The organism is Streptomyces altiplanensis (assembly GCF_053591575.1).
Genome location: NZ_JBSFUB010000005.1, coordinates 69,495 through 83,537, shown reverse-complemented (window position 1 = coordinate 83,537; position 14,043 = coordinate 69,495). Strand labels below are relative to the sequence as shown.

Here is a 14,043-nt window from a genome sequence, read left to right as displayed (position 1 = left end):
CGTCAACTGCCTTGTGCAGCGCGGGTGTTCTCCTGTCACTCCAGCACCAGGAACACCAGTGCGGCCGTCGCCGCGGTCTCCGCGACGCCGCCGAAGACGTCGCCCGTGACCCCGCCGAAGCGGCGCACGCAATGGCGCAGCAGCAGGTGCGCGGCGGCGAGCGCGACCAGGACGGCGACCGCGTGGTGCAGGGCGGCGTACGGGCCGAGGAGGGCGCCCGCGGCGCCCGCGCAGGCGACGGGCACCAGGAGCGCGGCGGCCGTCGCGGCACCCGCCGGAACCGTCCCCGCGACCGCCGCGCCCAGCCCTTCGGGGCGGGCCGGCGGGACGCCCGCGCGGGAGGCGAGGGTCAGGGCGAGGCGGGCGGCGACGGCCGATACGGCGGCCCCGGCCGCACCGTGCGCCCATCCGGCGGCGTACAGCTCGAAGAGCGCCGCGGCCTGGGCCAGCAGTACGAACAGCAGCGTGATGACGCCGAAGGGGCCGATGTCGGACTGCTTCATGACGCGCAGCGCCTCGTCGGCGGGTCTGCCGCTGCCCAGGCCGTCGGCCGTGTCGGCGAGACCGTCGAGGTGCAGGCCCCGGGTGAGGACGGCGGGCGCGGCCGTACTCGCCACGGCGGCGAGCAGCGGCCCCGAGCCGAGCAGCAGGAGCGCACCGCCGGCCGCCGCCGCGCACAGGCCCACGACGAGCCCCGCGAGGGGAGCGCACAGCATCCCGGCGCGGGCCGCTTCGCGGTCCCACCGGGTCACGCGTACGGGAAGCACGGTGAGCGTGCCGAAGGCGAAACGTATGCCGTCGCTGAGGAGAGAGGTCACGGCGCGCACGCTAGTCGCCAGGGGAGGCCGGTAAGTTGCGCATAAGGCGCAAAATCTCCCAGAGGGGACCGAGTGGCATGGGTCACTGGTGGTACCGGAACATCCTCGAACCGGGAAAGCTCCCGCTGCTGCTGGCCCTGCTCTCCTTCGTCCTCACGTTCGCGGTCACCCGCACCGTCACCCGGATGATCCGGGCGGGCCGCGGCCCCTTCCGGAACGTCTCACCCGGCGGTCTGCACATCCACCACGTGGTCCCCGGCATGATCCTGATGACGATCGGCGGCTTCGGTGCGGTGGCCACCGGCGCGCACGGCGTCAGCTCGGCGATCTGCGCGGTGATCTTCGGGACGGGTGCGGGGCTGGTCCTCGACGAGTTCGCGCTCGTCCTCCATCTCGACGACGTGTACTGGAGCGAACAGGGCCGGCGGAGCGTGGAGGTCGTGGTCGTGACCGCCGCCGTGGTGGGGCTGGTCCTCATCGGATCCGTGCCCTTCGGGGTGGACGAACTGTCGCCGGACGAGCAGGAGAGCCGCGCCGCACTCGTCCTGAACGTGCTCGTCAACTTCTCCCTGGCGCTGATTGCGCTCAGCAAGGGCAAGGTCCTCACCGCGCTCTTCGGCACGGTCGTGCCCGTCGTCGCGCTCGTCGGCGCGATCCGGCTGGCCAAACCCGGCTCCCCGTGGGCCAGACGCCTCTACCGCCGGCGCCCCAGGGCCCGCGCCAGAGCCGCGCTGCGCCTGTGGCGCCACGACCGCCGCTGGTCGGGGCCCGGCCGGAAGATCCAGGACCTCATCGGCGGGGCCCCGGACCGGACGCCCGCGCATGACGAGAAGTGAGCACCCGGGGCGCGCCGGGTCTTTCCTTCGGCGGCCCGCCGGACTTCTGTCCTGAAACGCGGCGGTAGGGGCCGCCGCGGTGCGGAGAGGGCGGCATGTGCGACCGCCGGCCGCACATGCCGCACACGCGGTCAGCCCGTCGCGCCGCCGGTCCCGTCGGCCGCCACGCCGGTCGTCGCCCCGTCGTCCGCGGCCTTGTCGTCCGTCGCCCCGTCGTCCGTCGCCTCGTCGTCCGGTGTCCGCTCGGGCAGTTCCGCCGCGAGAGCGGCGGCGGCCTGCACGAGGGGGAGCGCGAGCAGGGCCCCGGCCCCTTCCCCCACGGTGACGCCCTGGTCGAGCAGAGGGGTGAGCGCCATCCGGTCCAGCGCCTTCGTCTGGCCCGGCTCACCGCTCACCTGGCCCGCGAGCCACCAGTCCGGCGCCCGGAAAGCGGCGCGCTGGCCGACCAGGGCACAGGCCGCGGACACCACGCCGTCGAGGATCACCGGCGTGCGCCGCACCGCGCACTGGAGCAGGAAACCGGTCGCCGCGGCGAGGTCGGCGCCGCCCACGGTCGCCAGCAGCTCCAGCTGGTCGCCGAGGACCGGCCGCGCCCGGCGCAGCGCGTCCCGGATGGCCGCGCACTTGCGCATCCACGCCAGGTCGTCGATGTGGACGCCGCCGCGCCCGGTGACCACGGAGGCGTCCGTGCCGCACAGGGCGGCGATCAGGGTGGCGGCGGCGGTCGTGCCGCCGACGCTCAGATCACCGAGTACGACCAGATCGGTTCCGGAGTCGGCCTCCTCGTCGGCGATCGCCATGCCCAGGCGTACGGCCTGCTCGGCCTCCTCCACGGTGAGCGCGTCCTCGACGTCGATGCGCCCGCTGCCGCGCCGCACCCGGTGGCGTACGACGTCTTCGGGGAGCAGCTCCGGATCGCAGTCGAGTCCGGCGTCGACGATCCGCACCGACGCGCCCGTGCGGCGGGCCAGCACGGCGACGGGGCTCTCGCCGTCCAGCACGGCGCGCACGAGCCGGTGGGCGCTCCCCGCGGGACGGGCCGACACGCCCAGTTCCGCCACGCCGTGGTCACCGGCGAAGAGGACCACGCGGGCCCGCTCCACGGGCTTGACCCGTACGGACGCCTGCGCGGCCGACAGCCACTCACCCAGCTCGTCGAGCCGGCCGAGCGCGCCGGGCGGCACGATCAGCCGCTCCCGGCGCTCTTCGGCGTCGCGCCGCACGCCACCGTCCGGGCGCTCGATCAGGTCGGAAAAGTCGTCGAGGTTAAGCGAGCTCATTCGCCGAACAGTACCGGCACCTTCGCTGACGACCCGTCAGCGGTTCGGGCGCCCCGCGGGGCCGCCCGTGCCCTCGGGCACCGGACGGGCCGACGCGGCCGGGCCGGGTGCTCCACCGGGCGGCTCCAGCCCCTCCGGCGCTCGAAGGGCGGGGCCCGGAGCGAAGCCCCGGAAGGCCGCACTCACCCGCGCACCACCATCGCCTGCCCCGCCACCACCAGCAGGACCTGCTCGCACTCCCCGGCGAACGCCGCGTTCAGCCGCCCCAGTTCGTCCCGGAACCGGCGCCCGCTCGCCGTGGCCGGCACCACGCCCGATCCCACCTCGTTGCTCACCGCCACCACCGTCCGCCGCGTGGCCCGCACCGCCTCCACCAGCTCCGCCACCCGCTCCCGCAGCGCCCGCTGCCCGTCCGCCGCCCACTTCGCGTCGTCCCACGCCCCGACCCGGTCCATCGCGTCGGTCAGCCACAGCGCCAGACAGTCGATCAGCAGCGGCGGCCCGTCCGCCGCCAGCAGCGGCGCCAGCTCGCACGTCTCCTCGGTGCGCCACGCACCCGGTCTGCGCTCCCGGTGCAGTCCCACCCGCTCCGCCCACTCCTCGTCACCGTCGCGGATGCCGCTCGTGGCGACGTACACCACCTCGGGAAAGGCCTCCAGGCGCCGCTCGGCCTCCACCGACTTGCCCGACCGCGCCCCGCCCAGCACCAGCGTCCGGCGCGGCACATCCGGCACCGCGTGGTACTCGCCGACGACCACGGTCGTCCCGTCCGGCACGGCCCGCGCACCCGCCGCCGCGAGCCGCCGCTCCAGCTCGGGACCCGGCGGCACGTCGTGGTCGAGGTGTACGGCGACGACGTCCGTGGCCGCACCGACGGCTCCGGCCGCCCGCAGCCGCGCCAGCGCGTCGGGCCGGCCCGTGATGTCGGCGACGACCATGTCGTACGTACGGCCGCCCGCTGCCACCCCGGCGGGAGCGCCGCCCGGCGGCAGGTACAGCAGCACCTCGCCGTCCGGCGAGGTCACCTCGTACCCCGTGCCGGGCGCGTCCATCGGGACGGCCCGCACCCGGTGCCCGCTGATCAGCGTCAGCTCCCGCCCGTCCGGCACCCGCCCGGCCGCCGGCAGTCCGGCCGGCAGCTCCATCGGAGGGCCGTCGTGCGGATGCGTCAGCAGCACCTGCCGTACGCCGGTGAGCGAGTGTCCGGCGCGGGCGGCGGCCAGCGCCGCCCCCGGCGTCAGGTCGAGCAGCAGCGCGTCGTCCACGAGCAGTGCGGTCGCCGCCCGCGCCAGGCCGCCGCGGGCGGTGGCGCACGAGGCGCAGGGACAGTCGGGGCGGGGCAGGCCTGCCGGGGCCCCGGTGCCGAGGAGAGTCAGTTCCACGAGGACGATCCTCCCGCGTCCCCGCCGGTGACGCGCGCCCGGATACCCCGGCTACTCTGCGGGGCAGGCTGTGCTGGACAAAAGCACGAGCGGGAACCTGGAGGCGAACATGGCGTGGACGTGGCGGTTCGAGAAGGCCGACGGTACGGAGGTCCAGCCGGCGGTGGTGCCGGAGGAGTTCACCACGCAGGGCGACGCGGAGTCGTGGATCGGCGAGGTCTGGAAGGACCTGGTCGAGGGCGGCGCCGACCAGGTGGTGCTCTTCGACGACGGCACGAAGATCTACGGCCCGATGAGCCTGCACGCCGAAGAGGCCTGACGGTCCGACGGCCTGGCGGCTCGGCGGTGCGCGGACGTGACGGCCGGCCACGTGTCCTTGGCCGCCGGGCGGGCTCGCGCCGAGCCCGCCCGGCGGCCGGGGGCACACCGGAAGTGCCCTAGATCTCGCCGAGGGTGACGTCCGCCGTGCGCTTCTCGCCGTCGCGCAGGTAGCTCACCCGCACCCGGTCGCCCGGCTTGTGCGGGGCCAGCGCCTCCGCCAGCGAGGTGACCGTGGTGAGCGGGGTGGAGCCGACCGCGGTGATGACGTCCCCGGCCTTCAGGCCCGCCTGCGCCGCCGCGCCGTCCGGCTCGGCCGAGACGACGGCGACGCCGGCCGGTTCGAAGGCGCTGTTCACGACCGTACGGGCCGTGATCTCCAGGGCCGCCCGCCCCGAGTCGGTGACCCTGCCGTCCCTGATGATCTGGTCGGCGACCGTCCTCACCAGCGAGGACGGGATCGCGAACCCGATCCCCGGCGCCGCGCTGCCGCCCAGGGCCGGGTCGGTCGCCGCGAGCGTCGGGATGCCGACGACCCCGCTGTCGAGGCCGACCAGCGCGCCCCCGCTGTTGCCCGGATTGATCGCGGCCGAGGTCTGCACCATGTTCGCGATGGTCGCGCCCGTCCCGCCGCCCGAAGGCGACGCGCTCACGGTCCTGCCGACCGCGGAGACGATGCCCTGCGTGACGCTGCTGGAAAGCCCCAGCGGACTCCCCATCGCCAGCACGATCTGCCCCACCTCGACCCCGGAGGAGTCCGCGAACCTCGCGGCCCTCAGCCCGTCGGGAAGACGGTCGAGCTTGATGACGGCGAGGTCCTGCTCGGGGTAGGCGGCGACCAGCCTCGCGCCGAGCGTGGTACCCCCGGTGGCCGCCGTGACCTTGAAGTTCCTCTCCTGGCCGACCACATGGGCGTTGGTGACGACGTGCCCCTTGTCGTCGTAGACGACGCCCGACCCCAGACCACCGGACGCTTCGATCTGCACGACCGAGGGCAGCACCTCCCTGATCACCTCTTGGTAGTCGTTCTGCAGGTCCTCCCGCGCTCCGGGCGCCACCGGCGCTCCCGCGTCCGCGGTGGACGCCGGCGAGTCGGGCGCCGTGTCCGGGGCGGAACAACCACTCGGACCCAGCAGCGCGACCGCGCAGGCTCCGGTGGTCAGGGGCAGCAGGAGCCAACGGCGCGCACGGCTGGGGTCACGTGATCCATCCATGCCTGGAGTGTCCCTTTTGCGGAAATTCCAGGCCCGTGGAGCGGGTCCATCGGAGGGCCGCCGGGCTTCTCAGCCGCGTACGCCGCACAGGTGCAGCAGTGCCGCGACCTGCCGGTAGGGGTCGGTGCGCCCGGCCCGGTCCTCCAGGGCCAGTACCCGCTCCAGCTCCTCCGGGGAGAGCTCCGCCCCGTCGCCCTCGACGTGGTCGGTGAAGACCCGCACGCCGTACCAGGCGTGCAGCGGGGCGGCGATCCCGGCGAGGGTCGCCCTCAGCGCGCCGAGCCGGTCGGCGCGGACCGGCAGGCCGAGCCGGTTGGTGTAGGTGTCCGAGTCGAACGCGGCGAGCGCCCCCGACCAGTCCCCGGCGAGGCCGGGCCGCATCGCGAGCGCGTCGGCGTTCCGTACGAGCAGCGACAGCAGCCCGCCGGGCGCCAGCATCCTCGCCAGGCCCGCGACCATGGCGTCGGGCTCCTGGACGTGCATCAGCACGCCGTGGCACAGCACCACGTCGAAACTGCCGGGCAGGAAGTGGACCCCGGTCTCCGTGCCGTCGCCCTCGATCAGGTGCACCCGCTCGCGGATGCCCTCGGGCTCACCGGCGAGCGTCTCGCGCGCCGCCGCCAGCATGTCCCGGTCGGACTCCAGGCCGGTCACCTTGTGACCGGCCCGGGCCAGGCGCAGGGCCTGCGCGCCCCGGCCCATGCCGACGTCGAGCACGGCGAGCCGCCGGCCCACCGGGAAGCGGGCCGATATCTGCTCGTCGAGCCGGCGGGCTACCAGTTCCTGGCTGACGGTGTCGCGCAGGGCGCCGGCGCCCTGCGGCGAGCCGGCCGCCGCGCTCGCGCTCCGGGGCCGGGACGTGCCCGTGATGTCCGTGGCGTCCGCGCTCAGGGCCGTTCCCCGCGCTTGACCTGGGGCTTCGGCAGACGCAGGCGGCGCATCTGGAGCGTACGCATCAGGCCGTAGGCCACGGCGCCGCGCTTCGGCTCGTTCGGGAAGCGCTCGTTCAGCTGCTTCTTGAGCCGGATGACCAGGCCGATCGAGTCGATCACGATCATCACGATCACACCGAGCCACAGCAGCAGCGCGATGTTCTGGATGTTGCTGATGCGGATCATGCTGAGGACGAGGATCACCACCGCGAGCGGCAGGAAGAACTCGGCCACGCAGAAGCGGGAGTCGACGAAGTCGCGCACGAAACGGCGGACGGGGCCCTTGTCGCGGGCCGGCAGGTAGCGCTCGTCCCCGCTCGCCAGTGCCTCCCGCTGCCTTGCCAGGTCCGCACGGCGGGCTTCGCGCTGACGCTTCATCGCCTCCTTGCGGTTCGCCGGGGTCGCCGCCACGCTGCGGCGCTGCGACTGTGCGACAGCGCGCTTCGGGGTGGGGCGGCCCTTCGGGGCCTGCGGATCACGGGGCTGCTTGGAGAGGTCCACCTGCACCTTGTCGGTGGGGGCCTTCTCTTCCTTGGAGGAACGGCTACGGAACACAAAACCCAAGGGTACGGGGTGCCGGGCATGGACCACAGCCCTGAGGGGAACGATCCCGCAACGGTCGGTTTCCCCGGCTGTCACCTACTCCCTGGGCTGGAGCCCGGCGGGCCGTAGTCGTCCTGGAGGAGGAGCGCATCGGCCCGCGAACAGTGCGGTAATGGATGCAGGGCCCGTAATGTGGGTTCAAGTGCTGGAGCCGGAGTCCGTAGTCCGTCAGAAGGGGGCGCGCGAAGCCCATGAGCGGTGTCATGAAGCGTATGGGGATGATCTTCCGCGCGAAGGCAAACAAGGCCCTTGACCGGGCCGAGGATCCGCGCGAGACCCTCGATTACTCGTATCAGAAGCAGCTGGAGCTGCTGCAGAAGGTACGCCGCGGTGTCGCCGATGTGGCGACGTCGCGCAAGCGCCTCGAACTGCAGCTGAACCAGTTGCAGGGCCAGTCCTCCAAGCTGGAGGACCAGGGGCGCAAGGCGCTCGCGCTCGGCCGGGAGGACCTCGCCCGTGAGGCGCTGTCCCGCCGTGCCGCGCTGCAGCAGCAGGTCACCGACCTGGAGACGCAGCACCGGACGCTCCAGGGCGAGGAGGAGAAGCTGACGCTCGCCGCGCAGCGCCTCCAGGCCAAGGTCGACGCCTTCCGCACGAAGAAGGAGACCATCAAGGCCACCTACACCGCCGCGCAGGCGCAGACCCGGATCGGCGAGGCCTTCTCCGGCATCTCCGAGGAGATGGGCGACGTCGGCCTGGCGATCCAGCGGGCCGAGGACAAGACCGCGCAGCTCCAGGCACGGGCCGGCGCGATCGACGAGCTGCTGGCCTCCGGCGCCCTGGACGACCCGTCCGGGATGGCGAAGGACGACATCGCCGCCGAGCTGGACCGCATCTCCGGTGGTACGGATGTGGAGCTGGAGCTGCAGCGCATGAAGGCCGAGCTGGCGGGCGGTCCGACGGCGCAGCAGCAGGCGCTCGAAGGCGGCGCGCAGGACGGGACGCAGCAGTCGCAGCCCCGGCACAACTTCGACAAGCAGTAGGCCGCCCTCACTCCACCAAGGGAGAACGTCGTGATCGTACGGATCATGGGGGAGGGGCAGGTGAAGCTGGCCGACAGCCACTTCGCCGAGCTGAACAAGCTGGACGACGAACTGCTCGCCGAAATGGAGAGCGGGGACGAGTCCGGCTTCCGGCGCACGCTCGGTGCGCTCCTCGAAGCGGTACGCCGCCTCGGGGAGCCGTTGCCGGACGAGTCCCTGGAACCTTCGGAACTGATCCTCCCGTCGCAGGACGCGACGCTGGACGAGGTCCGCGAGATGCTGACCGACGACGGCCTGATCCCCGGCTGACCGGGCGGGGGAGCGGCCCCGCGCCCCTGCCCGCACGCCGTACCGTTGCGCCATGACTGCCCTCGGTACGGGTTACGCCCGGTCCCGGTGCTGGCTCCGCGCACACCCCCTCGCCCTCGACGCCGCCCTGGCGCTCGCCGTGCTGGTGATGACCGTGGCCGGGGCCTTCGCCGACCCGCACGGCGGCCCCAACGGGCCGACCTTCGGCACCCGGGTCCCCGGAGCCCGCAGCGTCGTCCTGATGGTGCTCGGCTCCGCCGCCCTCGTCCTGCGGCGCCGCAGGCCCATGGCCGTACTCGCCTTCACGGGCGTGGTCACGCTCGTCGAGCTCGTCGCGGGCGACCCGCCGGCGCCCGTCGCGATGAGCGCCGTCATCGCGCTCTACACCGTCGCGTCCCGCACGGACCGCCCCACCACCTGGCGCGTGGGCCTGCTGACGATGACCGGCCTGACGGCCGCCGCGATGTGTTTCGGCTCCGGCCCCTGGTACTCCCAGGAGAACCTGGGGATCTTCGCCTGGACCGGTATCGGGGCGACCGCCGGAGACGCCGTACGCAGCCGCCGCGCCTTCGTCGACGCCATCCGTGAACGCGCCGAACGTGCCGAGCGCACCCGGGAGGAGGAGGCCCGCCGCCGTGTCGCGGAGGAGCGCCTGCGCATCGCCCGCGACCTCCACGACGTCGTCGCCCACCACATCGCTCTCGTCAACGTCCAGGCGGGCGTCGCGGCCCACGTCATGGACAAGCGCCCCGACCAGGCCAAGGAAGCCCTCGCGCACGTACGGGACGCCAGCCGCTCCGCACTGAACGAGCTGCGCGCCACCGTCGGCCTGCTCCGCCAGTCCGGCGACCCCGAGGCCCCGACCGAACCCGCCCCCGGCCTCGCCGTGCTCGACCAGCTCCTGGACACCTTCCGCCACGCGGGCCTCCCGGTGGAGGTGGCCAGGCCGGACAACGAGGCGGCCGCCCCCCTGCCCGCCGCCGTCGACCTCGCGGCGTACCGGATCATCCAGGAGTCCCTGACCAACGTCCAGAAGCACGCGGGCCCGCACGCCAGGGCCGAGGTGAGTGTGGTCCGCGTCGGCCCGTCCGCCGAAGTCACGGTGATCGACAACGGCGCGGGGGCGGCCGGGGGGACGGCGGGGGCGGAGGGCCCCGGAGCCGGCGGCGGCCACGGCCTCACCGGGATGCGCGAGCGCGTCACCGCCCTCGGCGGGACCCTGACCGCGGGCCCCCGCTACGGCGGCGGGTTCCGCGTGCATGCGATCCTGCCGTTCACGGCGCGTACCGGTACGGGGGAAGACAGATGACGACGGCCACGACCATCCGCGTCCTGCTCGCCGACGACCAGGCGCTCCTGCGCAGCGCCTTCCGGGTCCTGGTGGACTCCGAGCCCGACATGGAGGTCGTCGGCGAGGCCGCGGACGGCGCCCGGGCCGTCGAGCTCGCCCGCGCCCTGCGCGCCGACGTCGTCCTGATGGACATCCGCATGCCCGGTACGGACGGCCTCGCCGCCACGCGCATGATCAGTGAGGACCCGGAGCTGTCCGCGGTGCGCGTCGTCATGCTGACGACCTTCGAGGTGGACGAGTACGTCGTGCAGTCCCTGCGCGCCGGTGCCTCCGGCTTCCTCGGCAAGGGGGCGGAGCCGGACGAGCTGCTCAGCGCCATCCGTATCGCCGCGGCCGGTGAGGCCCTGCTCTCGCCCGTCGCCACGAAGGGCCTGATCGCCAAGTTCCTCGCCCAGGGCGGCACGGCGGAGGACGACGAGGCCACCGCGGCCCGCGCCGAACGGCTCTCGGCGCTGACCGTGCGCGAGCGCGAGGTCCTCGTCCAGGTCGCGGGCGGCCACTCCAACGACGAGATCGCCGAGCGGCTGGTCGTCAGCCCGCTCACCGTCAAGACCCATGTGAACAGGGCGATGGCGAAGCTCGGCGCCCGCGACAGGGCCCAATTGGTGGTAATCGCGTACGAATCGGGCCTTGTGCGGCCGAGGGTGGAGTGAAGGTGTAGGGACGCGTACTCCAGCTGCGGTATGCGCGGCATAAGAAAGGCACCTGGGAGCGACGGATCGCCCTCTTCGCATGGCTGATCGTATAAGCGGACCACCGTGTCCGCCTGCCTCGCACGCCACAGAAGAGAGACCCACCCATGTCCTGGCTGTCCAGATTCAGCCTCGCTCAGCGGGCGCTGATCGGTCTGATGTCGATCATCGCGATCGTCTTCGGCGCCATCGCGATACCGCAGCTCAAGCAGCAGCTGCTGCCCACCATCGAGTTCCCGATGGTCTCCGTGCTGGCGCCCTATCAGGGTGCGTCCCCCGACGTGGTCGAGAAGCAGGTCGTCGAACCGCTCGAGAACACCATCAAGGCAGTCGACGGCATCACCGGAGTCACCTCCACGGCGAGCGAGGGCAACGCCGTGATCATGGCCCAGTTCGACTACGACAACGACACCAAGCAGCTCGTCGCCGACGTCCAGCAGGCCGTGAACCGCTCCCGCGCCCAGCTGCCCGCCGACGTCGACCCGCAGGTCGTGGCCGGCTCGACGGACGACATACCGACCGTCCTGCTCGCGGTCACCTCGTCCCAGGACCAGCAGGCGCTCGCCGACCGGCTGGAGAACACCGTCGTCCCCCGCCTGGAGGACATCGACGGTGTGAGCCAGGTCGGCATCGACGGCGTACGGGACCTCCAGGTCGCCGTCACCCCCGACGACAAGAAGCTCGCGGCGGCCGGCCTCGACGTCTCCGCGCTCAGCCAGGCCCTCCAGGCGGGCGGCGCCACCGTCCCGGGCGGTTCCTTCGCCGAGGACGGCAAGAGCCGTACGGTCCAGGTCGGCGGCGGCTACACGTCGCTGCGGCAGATCGAGGACCTGCGCGTCACCGCTGCCGCCACCGGCGCACCCGCCGGCCAGGGGGGCAAGCCGCCGAAGCCGGTACGCCTCGGTGACGTCGCCACCGTCGAGGAGCAGCCCGCCACCGCGGTCTCCATCACCCGCACCAACGGCAAGCCCAGCCTGTCCCTGGCCATCACCATGGACCAGGACGGCAGCGCCGTCGCCATCTCCGACGCGGTCACGGACCTCCTCCCCGACCTGCGCGCGAGCATCGGCGCGGACAGCGAGATCGCGGTCGTCTTCGACCAGGGCCCGGCCGTCTCCAAGTCGATCTCCGGCCTGACCACCGAGGGCGCCCTCGGCCTGGTCTTCGCCGTGATCGTCATCCTGGTCTTCCTGGCGTCGATCCGTTCGACGCTCGTCACGGCCATCTCCATCCCGCTGTCGGTCGTCCTCGCGCTGATCGTGCTGTGGACGCGCGACCTGTCGCTCAACGTCCTCACGCTCGGCGCGCTGACCATCGCGATCGGCCGCGTCGTCGACGACTCGATCGTGGTCCTGGAGAACATCAAGCGTCACCTGGCGTACGGCGAGGAGCGCCACTCGGCGATCACCACCGCGGTCAAGGAGGTGGCCGGCGCGGTCACCGCGTCCACGCTGACCACCGTCGCGGTCTTCCTGCCGATCGGCCTGGTCGGCGGCATGGTGGGCCAGCTGTTCGGCTCGTTCTCCCTCACCGTCACGGCCGCCCTGCTCGCTTCGCTGCTGGTGTCCCTCACCGTGGTGCCGGTCTTCTCGTACTGGTTCCTGCGCGCGCCCAAGGGCTCCGAGGGCGTCGACCCGGCGGAGCTGCGCCGCAAGGCGGAGGAGAAGGAGCGGCGCAGCCCGCTCCAGCGGATGTACGTCCCGGTCCTGCGCTTCGCGACCCGCCGCCGCCTCACCAGCCTGGCCATCGCGATCGTCGTCCTTCTCGGTACGTTCGCCATGGCGCCGCTGCTGAAGACCAACTTCCTCGACCAGGGCGAGCAGGACACCCTGTCCGTCACCCAGGAGCTGGAACCGGGCACCAGCCTGGCCGCCGCCGACCGGGCCGCGCTGAAGGTCGAGAAGGCGCTCGACTCCATCGACACGATCAAGGACTACCAGGTCACGGTCGGCTCCTCGGGCTTCGCGGCCGCCTTCGGCGGAGGCACGGGCGCCAACCAGGCGACGTACCAGCTGACCCTCGAGGACGCCTCCGACTTCGAGGCCACCCAGGACCGGATCGACGAGGAACTGGGCAGGCTCGACGGCATCGGCGAGACCACGATCGGCGCGGGCGGCGGCTTCGGCAGCCAGGACCTGAGCGTCGTGGTCAAGGCCGGTGACGGCGATGTGCTGAAGAAGGCGTCCGAGCAGGTGCGGGACGCGGTCGCGACCCTCGACGACGTCACCGACGTCCAGAGCGACCTGGCCCAGAGCGTGCCCCGGATCTCCGTCAAGGCCAACGACAGGGCGGCCGCCGCGGGCTTCAACCAGGCCACGCTCGGCGCCGCCGTCACCCAGGCGGTGCGCGGCACCACCTCGGGCAAGGCGATCCTGGACGACACCGAGCGCGATGTCGTCGTGAAGTCTGCCAGGCCGGCCACCACGATGGACGAGCTGAAGAAGTTGAACCTCGGCCAGGTGAAGCTCGGTGACATCGCCGACGTGAAGCTGGTCGCGGGGCCGGTCTCGCAGACCCGGATCGACGGCGCCCGCGCCGCGACGATCACGGCCAAGCCGACCGCCGACAACACGGGCGCGGTGACCGCCGCGCTCCAGACGGAGATCACCGAGCTCAAGAAGAAGCTGCCGGAGGGCGCGAGCGTCGAGATCGGCGGTGTCTCCTCCGACCAGAACGAGGCGTTCGCCCAGCTCGGCCTGGCCATGCTGGCGGCCGTCGCGATCGTCTTCATGCTGCTGGTGGCGACGTTCCGTTCACTCGTCCAGCCGCTGATCCTGCTGGTGTCCATCCCCTTCGCGGCGACCGGTGCGCTCGGCCTGCTGCTCCTCACCGGTACGCCGATGGGCGTCCCGGCGATGATCGGCATGCTGATGCTGATCGGCATCGTGGTCACCAACGCGATCGTGCTGATCGACCTGATCAACCAGTACCGGGCCCAGGGCCTGGGAGTCGTCGAGGCGGTCCTGGAGGGCGGGCGTCACCGTCTGCGCCCGATCCTGATGACGGCACTCGCGACGATCTTCGCGCTGCTGCCGATGGCACTGGGCATCACCGGTGAGGGCGGTTTCATCTCGAAGCCGCTGGCGATCGTGGTGATCGGCGGTCTGATCACGTCGACGCTGCTGACCCTGCTGCTGGTGCCGACGCTGTACGCGATGGTGGAGCTCCGCAAGGAGCGCCGGGCCGGGAAGAAGGCGGCCAAGCGCGCGGCGAAGGCGGGCGCCCCGGCCCCGTCCGGCTCCGAGTCGCCGGAGCAGGAGCAGGAGCCGGCGAAGGTCTGACCGGCGTACGGCACGGCACGGCGGTGAGCCCCGGCCCCCTGGAG

At 72.8% G+C, this 14,043-nt stretch carries 13 protein-coding genes; 7 read left to right on the top strand and 6 right to left on the bottom strand.

From position 1 onward, the window contains the following. Positions 1-35 precede the first annotated feature (35 nt). Positions 36-818, bottom strand: a complete 783-nt coding sequence (locus tag ACWD0Y_RS03650; protein WP_450258830.1) for an adenosylcobinamide-GDP ribazoletransferase — start codon at positions 816-818, stop codon at positions 36-38. A gap of 77 nt (positions 819-895) precedes the next feature. On the opposite strand from ACWD0Y_RS03650, the gene ACWD0Y_RS03645 reads away from it, so the two are divergent. Beyond that, positions 896-1,654, top strand: coding sequence for a hypothetical protein (locus ACWD0Y_RS03645; RefSeq protein ID WP_450258829.1), 759 nt, complete (start codon positions 896-898; stop codon positions 1,652-1,654). A 131-nt stretch (positions 1,655-1,785) separates the two neighbouring features. On the opposite strand, the gene cobT is transcribed toward ACWD0Y_RS03645, so the two are convergent. Together cobT and ACWD0Y_RS03635 are read right to left on the bottom strand one after the other, a co-directional pair. Further along, on the bottom strand, positions 1,786-2,934 hold the full coding sequence (cobT, locus tag ACWD0Y_RS03640) for a nicotinate-nucleotide--dimethylbenzimidazole phosphoribosyltransferase (RefSeq protein WP_450258828.1): 1,149 nt from the start codon (positions 2,932-2,934) through the stop codon (positions 1,786-1,788). A 182-nt stretch (positions 2,935-3,116) separates the two neighbouring features. Beyond that, positions 3,117-4,316 carry a bifunctional adenosylcobinamide kinase/adenosylcobinamide-phosphate guanylyltransferase gene (locus ACWD0Y_RS03635; protein ID WP_450258827.1) on the bottom strand — a complete coding sequence of 400 codons (1,200 nt, stop codon included), beginning with the start codon at positions 4,314-4,316 and terminating at the stop codon, positions 3,117-3,119. 109 nt (positions 4,317-4,425) lie between these two features. Here ACWD0Y_RS03635 and ACWD0Y_RS03630 point away from each other — a divergent pair, with 109 nt between their 5' ends. Beyond that, complete coding sequence (locus ACWD0Y_RS03630) at positions 4,426-4,635, top strand: hypothetical protein (RefSeq protein WP_093803583.1); 210 nt, start codon at positions 4,426-4,428, stop codon at positions 4,633-4,635. Positions 4,636-4,753: 118 nt separating this feature from the next. Here the strand turns inward: ACWD0Y_RS03630 and ACWD0Y_RS03625 are convergent, their stop codons facing one another. The 3 genes from ACWD0Y_RS03625 to ACWD0Y_RS03615 all read right to left on the bottom strand — a co-directional run bounded on the left by ACWD0Y_RS03625 (position 4,754) and on the right by ACWD0Y_RS03615 (position 7,335). Beyond that, positions 4,754-5,848, bottom strand: coding sequence for a S1C family serine protease (locus ACWD0Y_RS03625; protein WP_450258826.1), 1,095 nt, complete (start codon positions 5,846-5,848; stop codon positions 4,754-4,756). A gap of 69 nt (positions 5,849-5,917) precedes the next feature. Continuing rightward, positions 5,918-6,652: a class I SAM-dependent methyltransferase gene (locus tag ACWD0Y_RS03620; RefSeq protein ID WP_450258895.1), complete on the bottom strand. Its 735-nt coding sequence runs from the start codon at positions 6,650-6,652 to the stop codon at positions 5,918-5,920. A gap of 83 nt (positions 6,653-6,735) precedes the next feature. After that, positions 6,736-7,335: a DUF3043 domain-containing protein gene (locus ACWD0Y_RS03615; RefSeq protein WP_093801202.1), complete on the bottom strand. Its 600-nt coding sequence runs from the start codon at positions 7,333-7,335 to the stop codon at positions 6,736-6,738. Between the two features lie 251 nt (positions 7,336-7,586). On the opposite strand from ACWD0Y_RS03615, the gene ACWD0Y_RS03610 reads away from it, so the two are divergent. The 5 genes from ACWD0Y_RS03610 to ACWD0Y_RS03590 all read left to right on the top strand — a co-directional run bounded on the left by ACWD0Y_RS03610 (position 7,587) and on the right by ACWD0Y_RS03590 (position 13,999). Beyond that, on the top strand, positions 7,587-8,366 hold the full coding sequence (locus ACWD0Y_RS03610; protein WP_093801203.1) for a PspA/IM30 family protein: 780 nt from the start codon (positions 7,587-7,589) through the stop codon (positions 8,364-8,366). Between the two features lie 30 nt (positions 8,367-8,396). Next, positions 8,397-8,675 (top strand): PspA-associated protein PspAA, encoded by a 279-nt coding sequence (pspAA, locus tag ACWD0Y_RS03605; RefSeq protein WP_450258825.1) that lies wholly within the window; start codon positions 8,397-8,399, stop codon positions 8,673-8,675. 52 nt (positions 8,676-8,727) lie between these two features. Further along, positions 8,728-9,984, top strand: coding sequence for a sensor histidine kinase (locus tag ACWD0Y_RS03600; protein WP_450258824.1), 1,257 nt, complete (start codon positions 8,728-8,730; stop codon positions 9,982-9,984). Next, complete coding sequence (locus ACWD0Y_RS03595; RefSeq protein ID WP_450258823.1) at positions 9,981-10,679, top strand: response regulator; 699 nt, start codon at positions 9,981-9,983, stop codon at positions 10,677-10,679. Before ACWD0Y_RS03600 ends, ACWD0Y_RS03595 begins: the two co-directional genes overlap by 4 nt. Before the next feature lie 146 nt (positions 10,680-10,825). Further along, positions 10,826-13,999: an efflux RND transporter permease subunit gene (locus ACWD0Y_RS03590; protein WP_450258822.1), complete on the top strand. Its 3,174-nt coding sequence runs from the start codon at positions 10,826-10,828 to the stop codon at positions 13,997-13,999. The last annotated feature ends 44 nt before the right edge of the window (positions 14,000-14,043 follow it).

Bases quoted from the DNA above. Each gene is read 5' to 3' on its own strand.
- ACWD0Y_RS03645 (WP_450258829.1), top strand. From the start codon at position 896: ATGGGTCACTGGTGGTACCGGAACATCCTCGAACCGGGAAAGCTCCCG.
- cobT (WP_450258828.1), bottom strand. From the start codon at position 2,934: ATGAGCTCGCTTAACCTCGACGACTTTTCCGACCTGATCGAGCGCCCG.
- ACWD0Y_RS03630 (WP_093803583.1), top strand. From the start codon at position 4,426: ATGGCGTGGACGTGGCGGTTCGAGAAGGCCGACGGTACGGAGGTCCAG.
- ACWD0Y_RS03625 (WP_450258826.1), bottom strand. From the start codon at position 5,848: ATGGATGGATCACGTGACCCCAGCCGTGCGCGCCGTTGGCTCCTGCTG.
- ACWD0Y_RS03610 (WP_093801203.1), top strand. From the start codon at position 7,587: ATGAAGCGTATGGGGATGATCTTCCGCGCGAAGGCAAACAAGGCCCTT.
- ACWD0Y_RS03600 (WP_450258824.1), top strand. From the start codon at position 8,728: ATGACTGCCCTCGGTACGGGTTACGCCCGGTCCCGGTGCTGGCTCCGC.
- ACWD0Y_RS03595 (WP_450258823.1), top strand. From the start codon at position 9,981: ATGACGACGGCCACGACCATCCGCGTCCTGCTCGCCGACGACCAGGCG.
- ACWD0Y_RS03590 (WP_450258822.1), top strand. From the start codon at position 10,826: ATGTCCTGGCTGTCCAGATTCAGCCTCGCTCAGCGGGCGCTGATCGGT.